15 protein-coding genes are annotated in these 14,229 nt (G+C 64.9%); 12 read left to right on the forward strand and 3 right to left on the reverse strand.

The window, feature by feature from the left end; translation table 11 throughout:
* Nucleotides 1-7 precede the first annotated feature (7 nt).
* The 10 genes from F7R11_RS15520 to F7R11_RS15565 all read left to right on the forward strand — a co-directional run bounded on the left by F7R11_RS15520 (nt 8) and on the right by F7R11_RS15565 (nt 9,227).
* Nucleotides 8-898: a LysR substrate-binding domain-containing protein gene (locus F7R11_RS15520; protein WP_021195920.1), complete on the forward strand. Its 891-nt coding sequence runs from the start codon at nt 8-10 to the stop codon at nt 896-898.
* Nucleotides 899-1,060: 162 nt separating this feature from the next.
* The gene (locus tag F7R11_RS15525; protein ID WP_064804908.1) at nt 1,061-2,554 is read left to right on the forward strand and encodes an FAD-linked oxidase C-terminal domain-containing protein; all 1,494 of its coding nucleotides are present in this window, start codon (nt 1,061-1,063) and stop codon (nt 2,552-2,554) included.
* 8 nt (nt 2,555-2,562) lie between these two features.
* The gene (locus F7R11_RS15530) at nt 2,563-3,492 is read left to right on the forward strand and encodes an ion transporter (RefSeq protein ID WP_064804910.1); all 930 of its coding nucleotides are present in this window, start codon (nt 2,563-2,565) and stop codon (nt 3,490-3,492) included.
* A gap of 21 nt (nt 3,493-3,513) precedes the next feature.
* On the forward strand, nt 3,514-4,647 hold the full coding sequence (glcE, locus tag F7R11_RS15535) for a glycolate oxidase subunit GlcE (protein WP_064804912.1): 1,134 nt from the start codon (nt 3,514-3,516) through the stop codon (nt 4,645-4,647).
* 12 nt (nt 4,648-4,659) lie between these two features.
* Entirely contained in the window at nt 4,660-5,913 is a 1,254-nt protein-coding gene (gene glcF, locus F7R11_RS15540; RefSeq protein WP_064804915.1) for a glycolate oxidase subunit GlcF, read from the forward strand.
* Between the two features lie 52 nt (nt 5,914-5,965).
* Nucleotides 5,966-6,343 (forward strand): CidA/LrgA family protein, encoded by a 378-nt coding sequence (locus F7R11_RS15545; protein WP_021195925.1) that lies wholly within the window; start codon nt 5,966-5,968, stop codon nt 6,341-6,343.
* Nucleotides 6,340-7,071 (forward strand): LrgB family protein, encoded by a 732-nt coding sequence (locus tag F7R11_RS15550; protein ID WP_064804917.1) that lies wholly within the window; start codon nt 6,340-6,342, stop codon nt 7,069-7,071. Before F7R11_RS15545 ends, F7R11_RS15550 begins: the two co-directional genes overlap by 4 nt.
* A 445-nt stretch (nt 7,072-7,516) precedes the next feature.
* A complete protein-coding gene (locus F7R11_RS15555) occupies nt 7,517-7,912 on the forward strand; it encodes a VOC family protein (protein WP_064804919.1) in 396 nt (131 codons plus the stop codon).
* Between the two features lie 70 nt (nt 7,913-7,982).
* A complete protein-coding gene (locus F7R11_RS15560; RefSeq protein ID WP_031329682.1) occupies nt 7,983-8,462 on the forward strand; it encodes a cupin domain-containing protein in 480 nt (159 codons plus the stop codon).
* Nucleotides 8,463-8,528: 66 nt separating this feature from the next.
* Nucleotides 8,529-9,227 carry a helix-turn-helix transcriptional regulator gene (locus F7R11_RS15565; RefSeq protein ID WP_064804921.1) on the forward strand — a complete coding sequence of 233 codons (699 nt, stop codon included), beginning with the start codon at nt 8,529-8,531 and terminating at the stop codon, nt 9,225-9,227.
* On the opposite strand, the gene F7R11_RS15570 is transcribed toward F7R11_RS15565, so the two are convergent.
* The 3 genes from F7R11_RS15570 to F7R11_RS15580 form a co-directional block, all read right to left on the reverse strand.
* Nucleotides 9,228-9,725, reverse strand: a complete 498-nt coding sequence (locus F7R11_RS15570; RefSeq protein WP_021195930.1) for a glutathione peroxidase — start codon at nt 9,723-9,725, stop codon at nt 9,228-9,230.
* A gap of 398 nt (nt 9,726-10,123) precedes the next feature.
* Nucleotides 10,124-11,263, reverse strand: coding sequence for a PilT/PilU family type 4a pilus ATPase (locus F7R11_RS15575; RefSeq protein ID WP_064804923.1), 1,140 nt, complete (start codon nt 11,261-11,263; stop codon nt 10,124-10,126).
* 68 nt (nt 11,264-11,331) lie between these two features.
* The gene (locus F7R11_RS15580; protein WP_009241469.1) at nt 11,332-12,375 is read right to left on the reverse strand and encodes a type IV pilus twitching motility protein PilT; all 1,044 of its coding nucleotides are present in this window, start codon (nt 12,373-12,375) and stop codon (nt 11,332-11,334) included.
* Nucleotides 12,376-12,497: 122 nt separating this feature from the next.
* Between F7R11_RS15580 and F7R11_RS15585 the strand changes: the two genes are divergently transcribed.
* The gene (locus F7R11_RS15585) at nt 12,498-13,220 is read left to right on the forward strand and encodes a YggS family pyridoxal phosphate-dependent enzyme (protein ID WP_064804926.1); all 723 of its coding nucleotides are present in this window, start codon (nt 12,498-12,500) and stop codon (nt 13,218-13,220) included.
* A 30-nt stretch (nt 13,221-13,250) separates the two neighbouring features.
* Nucleotides 13,251-14,075 (forward strand): pyrroline-5-carboxylate reductase, encoded by an 825-nt coding sequence (gene proC, locus F7R11_RS15590; protein WP_064804928.1) that lies wholly within the window; start codon nt 13,251-13,253, stop codon nt 14,073-14,075.
* Nucleotides 14,076-14,229: the final 154 nt, after the last annotated feature.

A 14,229-nucleotide genomic window follows, 5' to 3' on the forward strand; every position in this document is an offset into this window, starting at 1 on the left:
GGCCCGCATGTCCTCCGTCTTCAAGCGCGTTCCTCCGCTGCATCTGCTGATTGCCTTCGAGGCGGGGGCGCGCCATGCCAGCTTTGCGCGTGCCGCTGAAGAGCTGTCGGTCACGCCCAGCGCGGTGTCCCACCGCATCAAGAACCTCGAAGAGCTGTGGGGCGAAGACCTGTTCGTGCGCACCGGCACAGCGCTGCGGCTGACCGCCGCCGGCACGCGATACCTGCGCAGCGTGCAGGACGCGCTCAAGAGCCTGCACGAGCTGGCGCGGCCCGAATTCAGCAAGCAGCGCGCGCGGCTGCGCGTGGCGATTCCGCCCACCTTCGGGCGCCAGCACCTCGTGCCGCGCATCCCCGAGTTCAACGCGCTGTATCCGCACATCGACGTGGAGTTGCATCTCTCCATCCCGTTCCTCGACGTGAAGGCCGAGGACACCGACGTCGAAATCCGCTACGGCACCGGCCGCTATCCGGACCTGAAGACCACGCTGCTGCTCAACGAGCCCGTCTTCCCGGCATGTGGGCGCGCGTACTTCGAGCAGATCAGCGGCAACACCATCACCGAAGCCTCGCAACTGCTGAACCTCACGCTGCTGCGCAGCCCGCTGGAGCCGTGGCGCCCGTGGTTTGAGGCGGCGGGGCTGGACGCGCCGGAGCCGTCGACCGGCTCGCTCTTCAACGACATCGGTTTGATGCTGGAGGCCGTGGCCTCCAACCAGGGCGTGGCGCTGGTGCGGCAGGCCATGGCGCGCAACTGGCTGGCCTCGGGGCAGATCGTGCGGTTGCTGGATATTGAGTCGACGTCGCCGCATGCGTATTACATCGTCCAGCGCGAGCAGGCGCCGATGAAGCCCGAGGCGCAGCATTTTGTGGATTGGCTGCTTGGGCTGGATTGGTAAGCCGGCAGCACCTTGCTGCACCGCGATGAACCGGATTGGCCGTTTGCGCGAGCCAAATTCATCACCGCAAAAGTCCTTAACACGCCGCGCGGTGCGGCGGCCGGGCTATAGTCCCTCTCGCCCCGGCCACCGTAGCCGGGCGATCACCAAGAGAGACACCCCATGAACGCGCCGCTCCCCAATACCGCCCGCGACCCGTCTGCCCTGCAGGCCGAACTGGTCGCCGCGCTGTCGCAGATCGTGCCCGACGAGGCCCTGCTCTGGGAGCGCGAAGACACCACCCCCTATGAATGCGACGGCCTAGCCGCCTACCGGCAGGTGCCGCTGGCCGTGGTGTTGCCGGATACCGAAGCGCAGGTCGTCGAGATCCTGCGCGTGTGTCACCGCATGGGTGTGCCCGTGGTGCCGCGCGGTGCAGGGACGAGCCTGTCGGGTGGCGCGATGCCCACGCCGGGCGGGCTGGTGCTGTCGCTGGCCAAGTTCAAGCGCATCATCAAGGTTGATCCGTACACGCGTACCGCTGTCGTGCAGCCAGGCGTGCGCAACCTCGCCATTTCGGAGGCGGCCAACCCGCACGGGCTGTATTACGCGCCCGATCCGTCGTCGCAGATCGCCTGCACGATCGGCGGCAACGTCAACGAGAACTCCGGCGGCGTGCACTGCCTCAAGTACGGCCTGACGGTGCACAACGTGCTGCGCGTGCGCGCCGTGATGATGGACGGCGAGGTGATCGAATTCGGCAGCGAGGCGCCCGACGCGCCCGGCCTTGACCTGCTGGCCACCGTGATCGGCTCCGAAGGCATGCTGGCCGTGGTGACGGAAGTGACGGTGCGCCTGATCCCCAAGCCGCAGTTGGCGCAGGTGATCATGGCGAGCTTCGACGATGTGGAGTCCGGCGGCAACGCCGTGGCGGACGTGATTGCCGCGGGCATCATCCCGGCCGGGCTGGAGATGATGGACAAGCCCGCCACCGCCGCCGTGGAAGAATTCGTCTGCGCCGGCTACGACCTGAACGCCGCCGCCATCCTGCTGTGCGAATCCGACGGCACGCCCGAAGAGGTGGCCGAAGAAATCGCGCGCATGAGCGAGGTGCTGCGCGCATCCGGTGCCACGCGCATCCAGGTCTCGCAAAGCGAGGCCGAGCGCCTGAAGTTCTGGAGCGGCCGCAAGAACGCCTTCCCCGCAGCGGGCCGCATCTCGCCCGACTACTACTGCATGGACGGCACCATCCCGCGCAAGCACATCGGCACGTTGCTGCGGCGCATTCAAGAGATGGAGCAGAAGTACGCCCTGCGCTGCATCAACGTGTTCCACGCGGGCGACGGCAACATGCACCCCCTCATCCTCTTCAACGGCGAAGACCAAGACGAATGGCACCGCGCCGAACTGTTCGGCTCGGACATCCTCGAGACCTGTGTGGAGCTGGGCGGCACCGTCACCGGTGAACACGGCGTTGGCGTGGAAAAGCTCAGCTCGATGTGCGTGCAGTTCTCGACTGAAGAGCGCGACGCCTTCCTGCGCGTGAAGGCTGCCTTCGACCCCGTGCGTTTGCTGAACCCCGACAAGGCCATCCCCACGCTCGCGCGCTGCGCTGAGTACGGCAAGCTGCACGTGCGCAACGGCCTGCTGCCGCATCCGGATCTGCCGCGCTTCTGAGCCTGCCCATGAGCCAGAACCCCTCCAGCACCAACCGATACCGGTGGCACGCCCATAACGCGCGCCTGGGCGAATACCTCGGCAAACCCGAAGAAGAGGGTTGGCGCCGCCGTTGGTACATCATCATCTTCGAGGCCGAAACCCGCGCCGGGCGCCAGTTTGACGTGACCTTGCTGGTCGCCATTCTTGCCAGCGTACTGGTGGTGATGCTCGACAGCCTGCCGAGCGTGCACGAGCGCGCGGGCACGCTCTTCACCGTGATCGAATGGCTGGCCACGCTGCTGTTCACGGCCGAATACATCATGCGCATCCTGGTGGTGCGCAAGCCGTGGCGCTACGTGCTGAGCTTCTATGGCGTGATCGATTTCATCTCGATCCTGCCGACCTGGCTGGCGGTGTTCGCACCGGAACTGGCTTACCTGATCGACGTGCGCCTGCTGCGCTTGCTGCGCGTGTTCCGGGTGCTCAAGCTCACGATCTACTTTGAAGAAGCGCAGGTGCTGCTGCGTGCGCTGGTCAACGCGCGGCACAAGATCTTCGTGTTCCTGGGCACGGTGTTCATCATCACCATCATCCTGGGCACCGTGATGTACGTGGTGGAAGGGCCGCAGCATGGCTTCACCAGCATCCCGGTCAGCATGTACTGGGCGGTGGTCACGCTCACCACCACGGGCTTTGGGGACCTGGTGCCGAAAACGCCGCTCGGCCAGTTCATCACGTCGATGACCATCCTGCTCGGCTACAGCATCATCGCGTTCCCCACCGGCATCATCGGCGCGGAACTGGTGAACACCATGCGCGAGCGCTCGCCCAAGACACGCACCTGCACGCACTGCGCCACCGAAGGCCACGACGCAGACGCCGTGTTCTGCAAGCGCTGCGCGACCAAGCTGCCGCCTCTCCCTGCCGAAACCGCAGAGACCGCGAACAACCCGTGAGCTGCACCCCGAAGGTTTGACATGCCAACCACGCCAGACACCGCCCTCTCGCCCGTGCTCGCCCACTTTCGCGACGCCATCGCGCAGGCCGCAGATAGCCGCACGCCGCTGACCTTGCGTGGTGGCGGCACGAAGGATTTCTACGGCCGCGCCCCGACGCCGAATGGCACCGTGCTTGACACGCGCGAGTGGTCCGGCATCGTCGATTACGACTGCGCCGAATTGGTGATCACCGCACGCAGCGGCACGCCGCTCGTCGAGATCGAAGCCGCGCTGGCCGAACACAAGCAAATGCTGGCGTTCGAGCCGCCGCACTTTGCTGCGGACGGCAAGCTCGCCACCGTAGGCGGTGCATTTGCCTCCGGCCTGTCCGGCCCGCGCCGGCAATCGGTGGGCGCGCTGCGTGATTTCGTGCTCGGCGCAGTGGTGATGGATGGCCGTGGCGACCTGCTCAACTTCGGCGGCCAGGTGATGAAGAACGTGGCCGGCTACGACGTCTCGCGCCTGATGGCGGGTGCGCTGGGCACGCTGGGCCTCGTCGTGCAGGTGTCACTCAAGGTGCTGCCGATGCCGTTCTGCGATGCGACGCTGCGCTTTGCCCTGCCGCAAGCGGAAGCCATCGATACGCTCAACCGCTGGGGCGGCCAGCCGCTGCCAATTGCCGCGTCTGCGTGGATCGACGGTGCGCTGTGGGTGCGCCTGTGCGGTGCCGATGCGGCAGTGCGCGCCGCCATCGCCAAGCTCGGCGGCGAGCGTGTTGACGATGCGGAAGCCGCTTCGTTCTGGCGTGACTTGCGCGAGCAGTCGCATGCGTTCTTTGCCCGCGCAGTGCAAGGCAACCTGCCGCTGTGGCGCATCGCCCTGCCCCCAGCCACGCCGCCGCTCGCACTCGGCCACGCGTCCGCCGATGAACAACTCGTCGAATGGGGCGGCGGTCAGCGTTGGTGGATCAACACCGCCAGTACCCCCGCCGACACCATCCGCGATGCCGCAAACAAGGCCGGTGGCCACGCCACGCTGTTCCGCAACGGCGATCGCACGAGCACCATCTTCACGCCAGTCGCTGCGCCCTTGATGGCGGTGCACAAGCGCCTGAAAGACAGCTTCGATCCGCACGGCATCTTCAACCCGGGCCGTCTGTACGCAGATTTCTAAAGCACGCTCATCATGCAAATCACGCTAGCGGCGTTCCTGCGCAACACCCCCGACGGCGAAGAAGCCCAAAGCATCGTGCAGAAGTGCGTGCACTGCGGCTTCTGCACGGCCACCTGCCCGACCTACCAACTGCTCGGCGACGAGCTGGACGGCCCGCGCGGGCGCATCTACCTGATGAAGCAGGTGCTGGAAGGCCAGCCCGCCGGTCAGGCCACGCGCCTGCACCTGGACCGGTGCCTGACCTGCCGCAACTGCGAATCGACCTGCCCGTCCGGCGTGACCTACGGCCGGCTGGTGGAGATCGGCCGCAAGATCGTCGATGACCAGCTCGATGCGCGTGGTGAATCGCGCCCCTTGGGCGAGCGCGCGGTGCGCTGGGTACTGCGCGAGAGCCTGACGCGGCCCGCACTGTTCGGCCCCGCGCTCAAGCTGGGGCAGGCAGTACGTCCGCTGCTGCCGCAAGTGCTGCGCAACAAAGTCCCGGCCAAACAGCCGTACGCCGGTGTGCGGCCAATCGCCACACACGCCCGCAAGATGCTGCTGCTCGAAGGCTGCGTGCAGCCCGCCATGTCGCCCAACATCAATGCGGCCACGGCGCGCGTGTTCGACAAGCTGGGCGTGCAGCTCATCAGCGCAGACCGCGCAGGCTGCTGCGGTGCCATCCGCTATCACATGAACGACCACGTGGGCGGCCTCGGCAACGCGCGTGCCAACATCGACGCGTGGTGGCCGCATATCGAAGCCGGTGCGGAGGCCATCGTCATGACGGCCTCGGGCTGCGGCGCGATGGTCAAGGACTACGGCCACCTGCTGCGTGACGACCCCGTCTATGCGAAGCGTGCTGCGCGCGTGTCCGCCATGACGCGGGACCTGTGCGAAGTGCTGCCAGCCTTCTCCGATGCGCTGCTGCAGAAGGCCAAGCCTGAAGCCGGGGGGACAAAAGGCCCGCGCGTGGCCTGGCACCCGCCCTGCACACTGCAGCACGGGCAGCAGATTCGTGGTGCGGTGGAAACGCTGCTCAGCGCGCTGGGCGTAGACGTCAAGCTCTGCGCCGACAGCCACCTGTGCTGCGGCTCGGCGGGCACGTATTCGGTGCTGCAGCCCGAGCTGGCCTACCGCCTGCGCGACGACAAGCTCGCCAAGCTGCAGGCCACGCAGCCCGAGCGCATCGTCACCGCCAACATCGGCTGCGTCACGCATCTGCAGAGCGGCACGGATACGCCGGTCGAGCACTGGATCGAGCTGGTGGACCGGATGCTGGCCTGAAACGTCGGCGCGTCGGTTCTATACTGCCCGCTTCGTTTTGCCCGGAGGCCCCATGCTGCAAACCTTCGCGATCCTGCTGACGTTCCAGTCGATAGGGGAGCTGCTCACGTACTCGCTGCACCTGCCGGTGCCCGGCCCGGTGATCGGCATGGTGCTGCTGGTCATCTACCTGCTGGTGGACAAAGGCCGCGTGCTCGAAGTCATGCAGGGCACCGTCAGCGACTTGCTCCGTCACCTGACCATCCTGTTCGTGCCGGCCGGCGTGGGTGTGATCACGCAACTGCATCGCATCGGCCAGGAATGGCTGCCGATCGTGGTGGCGACCGTCGTGTCGACATGGCTGTCGATTGCTGCAGGCGCGCTCGTCACACGCGCCCTGATGCGCCGGATGGGTGACCACGGCGAGGCCAACGAGGAGCTTGCCCCATGAACACGATGGCACCCAACCTGTACCAACTCTGGGTCTACTTGGCCGCCAGCCCGCTGCTGGGCCTGACCGCCACGCTGATCGCCTACCTGATCGGCGTGCGCCTGCACGAGCGCAGCGGCTTCAATCCGATGGTCAACCCACTGCTGATTGCGGTGGTCATTCTGGGCACGCTCCTGACATTGACGGGCACGCCGTACAAGACCTACTTCGACGGCGCGCAGTTCGTGCACTTCCTGCTGGGGCCCGCCACCGTGGCGCTGGCCGTGCCGCTGTTCCAGCAGTGGTCGAAGCTGCGCCGGCATGCGCTGCCGCTGATGTGCGGGCTGCTGGCCGGGTCGGTCGTGGCGGTGGTGTCGGCGGTGGGCATCGCGTGGCTGTTGGGTGCTACGCCGGAAACGCTGCGCTCCATGGCGCCGAAGTCGGTGACGATCCCGATCGCCATGGGCATCTCGGAGAAGATCGGTGGCTCCCCGACCATCACGGCCGTGCTGGTGCTGATTACCGGCATCGTGGGCGCAACCACCGCCACGCGGCTGTTGAACCTGCTGCGCATCCGTGCGTACAGCGTGCGCGGCTTTGCGACCGGCATTGCGGCGCACGGCATCGGTACGGCGCGCGCGTTCCAGGTCAGCCCGGAAGCGGGTGCATTCTCGGCGCTGGGTATGGGCCTGAACGGGGTGCTGACGGCGATACTCGTGCCGCTGCTGGCGGGTTGGATTCCGCACTGACCGTCTCCAAACCGGCCGCTGGCGCTCCCGGAGCCAGCGCGGGTTCTCCAAGTGCCACCGCCGGCTCTTTCTGACCTGCCGCCGGCTCTCCAAGCCCCGACACGCGGCACGTTCAGAGCCATTGCCGAGACTTTGAGAGCCGGCTCTGACACGTTGAGAGCCGGCGCTCACGCCCCGAAACCCAACGCAGACGCTCGAAGACTCGGCATCAGCCCTGCGGGACCCGACACCGACGCTTTGAGCGCCGCCGCTGACACTCGCAGACCGAGCACCGGGTCTTTCTGACCCGACGCTGGCTGTCCGGGCCTTGCCGACGGCACTTCGCGTCTTCCTGAAGGCTCCTGACAGAACGCTGTCAGGAGCCCCCCGCCACAATCGCTCCACCTTAACGAGACAGGCTCCCCTCCCCCTCAAGCTGCCTGCCTCACCAACCGGAGCGAGCACCATGGCAAGCGTCATCAACTGGTTTGAAATCCCCGCCAACGATTTCCCGCGCGCGGTGAAGTTCTACGAGAACGTCTTCGACACCCAGCTCAAGCAGGAAGACATGGGCGACCTGACCATGGGCGTGTTCCCGGCAGGTGAGACGACCATCCACGGCGCGCTGGTCAAGGGCGAAGGCTTTGCCCCGTCTGACAAGGGCAGCGTGGTCTACCTGAACGCACCCAATCTGGACGCCGTGCTCGAGCGCGTGAACGGCAGCGGTGGCCAGTGCGTGTTTGGCCCGATGACGCTGCCCGACCACATGGGCCGCATCGCCCACATCGTCGACACCGAAGGCAACCGCGTCGGCCTGCACGAGCCCGATGCCAAGACGCAGTCGTACCTGTTGCAGCAGTAACGCTGCGCGGGACGACTGTACCGGCCGGCGCGCGGGCGCCGGCCTCCTGACAGACATAGAGAACAACACCATGCCGAGTCAATCGCCGTATCTCATGCGCGCCGCCGACATTGCTGCGCGCACGCAGTCGTTTTCGCACCCCTGGAACAGCCTGTCGGAAATCCACGGCACGATGATGGGCCGGCTGCTCGGGCTCAAGCGCACCGGCATCAATTACGCCCGCGTACCGCCAGGCAAGGAGTCGTTTGTCTACCACGCGCACCAGCGTGAAGAGGAATGGATCTACATCCTCTCGGGCGAGGCGCAGGCGGATATCGACGACAGCATCTTTACCGTGCGCGCGGGCGATTTCATGGCCTTCCCCGTCGGCATTGCGCACCACCTGCGCAACTGCGGCAAGGACGACCTGCTCTACCTGTGCGGTGGCGAGCATCTGAACATCGAGATTGCCGATTTCCCCCGGCTGGGCAAGCGCATGCTGCGCCGTGGCGAGCAGGTCGACGTGGTCGATATCCACCCGCAGCGCGAGCTGACGCCCTTCGGCGCTTAGTGGGCTCAGGCGGGCTTAGGTGGTCGAATCATGGCGAGCATGGCACCCGGCCCGAAGCCCACTACAATGCCGCGCATGACCCGCCGCGCTGACCGCCTGTTCCAGATTGCCCAGATCCTGCGAGGCCGCCGTTTAACCACGGCGGCGATGCTGGCCGACCGCCTGGGTGTGTCCGAACGCACGGTGTATCGGGACATCCGCGATCTCTCTATCTCGGGCGTGCCGATTGAAGGCGAGGCCGGCATCGGTTACCGCATGCGCGCCGGCTTCGATCTGGCCCCGCTCATGTTCACTGCGGATGAAGTGGAGGCGCTGGTCGCAGGCGCGCGGATGATCAAGGCGTGGAGCGGCGGCACGATGGCCGGCTCGGTCGAAGCCGCGTTGGAAAAGCTGATGGGCGCTCTGCCCGCCGAACGCCGCTCCGAAGCCGAGACCACGCGCATCTTCGCGCCCGGCTACGGCATGGGCAACGAGGTCAAGCAGGTCTTCGATACGCTGCATTCCGCACTCGGCCGCCACGCTGTCGCGCGGCTCTCCTACCGTGACGCGCAGGGCCAGTTGACCGAGCGGTGCATCCAGCCGCTCGGGCTGTTTTTCTGGGGGCAGGTGTGGCTGGTGGCCGCGTGGTGCGAACACCGCCAGGACTACCGCACCTTCCGCCTGGACCGTTGCGTCAAGGTCGACATCCTGGAGCGGCAGTTTGCAGAATCCGCCGAGCGCTCGCTGGCGGATTTCATGCGCAAGGTGCGTGGGTCTGACTGCTAGTCAAACCGGATCGGGCTCTGCCAGCAGCATCTCGATATCGCCGATGATCTCTTCCGGCTTGGTCAACGGCGCATAGCGCTTGTAGACCGTACCGTCGCGGCGCAGCAGGAACTTGGTGAAGTTCCACTTAATCGCTTCCAAGCCCAGCACGCCAGGCTTCTCGGACGTCAGCCACTTGTACAGCGGATGCGCGTTGTCGCCATTCACGTCGATCTTGCTGAACATCGGGAACGACACGCCGTAGTTCTTCTCGCAGAACGCGCCGATCTCCTCCGCCTCGCCCGGCTCCTGCTTGCCGAACTGGTTGCAGGGGAAGCCGAGCACTTCCAGGCCCTTCTCGCCCAGGCGCTTGTACACCGCCTCCAGCCCCGCGTATTGCGGAGTGAACCCGCACTTGCTTGCCGTGTTCACGATCAACAGCACCTTGCCGCGATATTGCGAAAGCGGCACGCGCTGTCCTGTCAGCGAATCTGCCTCGAACGCGTAGACATCAGACATGGGAAACCCCGAGAGAAAGGTGGAAAGGACAATTCAAGTCTGGCCGGAGAATGCCAGAAACGCCAGTCCCGCGCCGGTGTGGCTTTCCCTGCCCTGCGGCAAGGGGGCAGGGAATCAAAGCGCGGCGCAGCGCCGACACATGCACACCACCGGTTTGGCCGTTGATGCCCTAGATGGCGCCTTGAATTTCTGTTGCAGGGAGGAAAAAGAGAGCGGGCCTGTCTGAGCGCAGCGAGTTTGCCCGCTCTCCCTCCCTGCGACAGAAATTCAAGGAGGGGGTCGCCATCTTGGGCGCGCCTTTCTTTGCTTACTTTCTTTGGCAAGACAAAGAAAGTGAGTCAGCCCCGGCAGGGGATGAAACAAGGGATGGACCAACCGCATCCATCCCAGAACAAACATCACACCACGTTCAGATGCTCGGTCCCCGCCGACAGATCAGTCTGACCGCCGCGCTTGCTGTGCAGCTTGATCTGCAGGCGCAGATCGTTCAGCGAGTCGGCATTGCGCAGCGCATCTTCATAGCTGATCTTGCCTTCTTCATACAGATCGAAGAGCGCCTGGTCGAACGAGATCATCCCCTGCTCGCGGGATTTCTTCATGACCTCTTTCAGCTCGTGCACCTCGCCCTTGAAGATGAGGTCCTGCACCAGCGGCGTCGCCAGCATGATCTCCACTGCCGGCACGCGGCCCTTCTTGCCCTGACGCGGCAACAGGCGTTGCGCAATCATCGCGCGCAGGTTCAATGACAGGTCGATCAGCAACTGCTGACGCTTCTCTTCCGGGAAGAAGTTGATGATCCGGTCGATCGCCTGGTTCGAGCTGTTGGCGTGCAGCGTGGCCAGGCACAGGTGGCCGGTTTCTGCGTACTGGATGGCGTATTCCATCGTGTCGCGATCACGAATTTCGCCGATCAGGATCACGTCCGGCGCCTGGCGCAGCGTGTTCTTCAGCGCCACGTGCCACGACTCGGTATCCACACCCACTTCGCGCTGCGTCACCACGCAGTTCTGGTGAGCGTGCACGTATTCCACCGGGTCTTCAATGGTGATGATGTGGCCGTACGAGTTGGCATTGCGATGGCCCACCATGGCAGCCAACGAGGTCGACTTGCCCGAGCCCGTGGCACCCACCACGATCACCAGCCCGCGCTTGCTCATCACGATCTCGTTGAGCAGCGGCGGCAGGTCCAACTCACTCAGCGAGGGAATCTTCGTATTGATGGTCCGCAGCACCATGCCGGCACGGCCCTGCTGGATGAACGCTGACACGCGAAAGCGCCCCGCGCCCGGTGCCGTGATGGCGAAGTTGCACTCGGAGGTGTCTTCGTACTCGCGCAACTGCCTCTCGTTCATGATCGACTTGACCAGACCGATGGCCTGCACCGCACTCAGCGGCTGCTGCGAGATCGGCGTGACCTTGCCATCCACCTTGATGGCGGGCGGGAATTCCGACGTGATGAACAAGTCCGAGCCACGGCTGTTCACCATCAACTGCAAGAGTTCGTGGATGTATTTGGTGGCGGCTTCGCGATCCAGCATGGCGTGCCCCTCCTAGAAGGAATTGGTGTGCGCGCTAACGTGTCAGTGCCAGTTAGCGCGTCCGTGCATCAGTTCGCGAACGCATCCGGGTTCTTGGCGATGGCGCGCGCGTCTGCGTAGTTGATCGCCGAGCGCTTGATGAGCTCCGACAGGCACTGGTCGAGCGTCTGCATGCCCATGCCGCTGCTGGTCTGCATCATCGAGTACATCTGCGAGATCTTGTTCTCGCGGATCAAGTGGCGGATGGCCGGCGTGGCGATCATGATCTCGTGCGCCGCAATCCGGCCCGAACCGTCGCGCGTCTTGAGCAGCGTCTGCGAGATCACTGCTTCCAGCGATTCGGAAAGCATGGTGCGGACCATTTCCTTCTCGTCCGACGGAAACACGTCGACGACCCGGTCGATGGTCTTGGCAGCCGAGCTGGTGTGCAGCGTGCCGAACACCAAGTGGCCGGTTTCGGCGGCGGTAAGCGCCAGGCGAATCGTTTCAAGATCACGCAATTCGCCGACCAGGACCACGTCCGGGTCTTCACGCAGTGCCGATTTCAACGCGTTGGCGAACGAGTGCGTATGCGGCCCGAGTTCGCGCTGGTTGATCAGGCTCTTCTTGGATTCGTGCACGAATTCGATCGGGTCCTCCACCGTGAGGATGTGGCCCATGTCGTTTTCGTTGCGGTGGTTGACCATGGCCGCCAGCGTGGTCGACTTGCCCGAGCCCGTCGGGCCCGTGACGAGCACCAGACCGCGCGGCTTCATCGCCAGGTCGGCAAACACGGCCGGCGCCTTCAGGTCGTCCAGCGAGAGCACCTTGGATGGAATCGTCCGGAACACAGCTGACGCGCCGCGGTTCTGGTTGAACGCGTTGACCCGGAAACGCGAGAGTCCCGGGATCTCAAACGAGAAGTCGACTTCCAGGTTTTCTTCGTAGACCTTGCGTTGCCCGTCGCTCATGATGTCGTACACCATGGAGTGCACGTCCTGGTGCGTGAGCGGTGGCACGTTGATCCGGCGCATGTCGCCGTGGATCCGGATCATCGGCGGCAAGCCGGCCGACAGGTGCAAGTCCGACGCCTTGTTCTTGGCGGAAAACGCCAGAAGCTGCGCGATGTCCATCTTATAATGACCCCCGACTTTTTTATGTCGCCCAGGCGTCGCAATGGCGCATCCCGGGGGCTGCCGGCCATTGTTGACAACGTGCCGGAGCCTTGTTTATTTGTAACAAACGTCGCCGGATTATGTCTGTAATCGCCGCCAACTTGCAAGCCGTGCGTCAGCGGATCACAACGGCCTGCACACTGGCTTCGCGCGACCCCGCGGGTGTCATATTGCTGGCCGTTTCCAAGACGTTCGACGCCGATGCCGTGCGTGCCGCGCATGCCGCTGGGCAACGCCTCTTTGGCGAAAACTACGTGCAGGAAGGCCTCGCCAAAATTGACGCACTGGCCGATCTGCGCACTGGTGCAGACCCGATCGGCTGGCACTTCATCGGCCCCCTGCAGAGTAACAAAACGCGCGCTGTAGCCGAGCACTTCGACTGGGTGCACAGCGTCGACCGGCTCAAGATTGCCGAACGCCTTTCCGCCCAGCGCCCCGATACCCTGCCGCCACTGCAGGTCTGCCTCGAAATCAACATCAGCCGCCAGGCGAGCAAGCACGGCCTTCTGCCTGATTTCGATGAGGTCCTTGCCGTGGCACGTGCCGTGGCGGCCCTGCCCCGCCTGCAACTGCGCGGCCTGATGGCCGTGCCTGAACCGACCAACGACCCGGCTGCCCAGCGCGCGCCTTTTGCTGCACTGAGCACGCTGGCCGACCAACTGCAGGACGCGGGCATCGCCATCGATACCCTGTCGATGGGCATGTCCGCAGACTTGGAAGATGCGATTGCCGAAGGCGCCACCATCGTACGCGTCGGCAGTGCCATCTTTGGGGCGCGGCAGTATGCGCATGCGCCCGCCTGATTTCCCGTTGTTCCTGACCCCACCACTCTCATGCTCGACACTCTGAAACTCGGCTTCATCGGCGGCGGCAACATGGCGGCAGCCCTCATCGGCGGCCTGATTGCCAAGGGCGCGCACGGCGCCAACATCGTGGTGGTCGACCCGACCGAGCCGGCCCGTACACGCGCCGAACAAACCTGGGGCGCCCACACCGCCGCTGCCCCCGGCGCCGAACTGGCCGACCGCGACGTGATCGTCCTGGCCGTCAAGCCGCAGCAGATGCGTGAGGTGTGTGCACAGCTCGCACCGCATCTGGGTAACAGCCTGGTGCTGTCGGTCGCGGCGGGTATTCGCATTCAGGACCTGTCGCGCTGGCTGAATGGGCATGCGCGCATCGTGCGTGCGATGCCGAACACGCCGGCGCTGTCGGGCCTGGGCATGACGGGGCTGGCGGCCAACGATGGCCTGTCGGAAGTCGATCGCGCCACGGCGAGCGCCATCGCCAATGCGGTCGGCAAGAGCATCTGGGTGCCTGCCGAGGCACAGATTGATGCTGTGACCGCCATCTCGGGCAGCGGCCCGGCCTACGTGTTCTATTTCATCGAGGCGATGCAGCAGGCGGCGCAGGAACTGGGGCTGTCGGCGGAAGATGGGCGCACGCTGGCGGTGGAAACGTTTATTGGCGCGGCCACGCTGGCTGGGCAGTCGAATGAGCCGGTGGAGGTGCTGCGTGAGCGCGTGACGTCCAAGGGGGGAACGACTTATGCGGCGCTCACCTCGATGGAAGGTGCCGGCATCAAGGCCGCGTTTGTACGTGCCATGCATGCAGCCGCTGCACGCGGTAAGGAGATGGGTGAGGAGTTTGGGCGGGATTGAGCCTGGGTGGTCTATCCCCGGTATCGTCCCCTGCCGGGGCCGACTCACTTTCTTTGTCTTGCCAAAGAAAGTAAGCAAAGAAAGGCGCGCCCGATGCGGCGAAAGACTCCTTGAATTTATGTCGCAAGGAGGAGAAGGGGAAAACTCGCTTCGC

The sequence above is a fragment of the Ralstonia insidiosa genome, assembly GCF_008801405.1.
GTDB lineage: Bacteria > Pseudomonadota > Gammaproteobacteria > Burkholderiales > Burkholderiaceae > Ralstonia > Ralstonia insidiosa.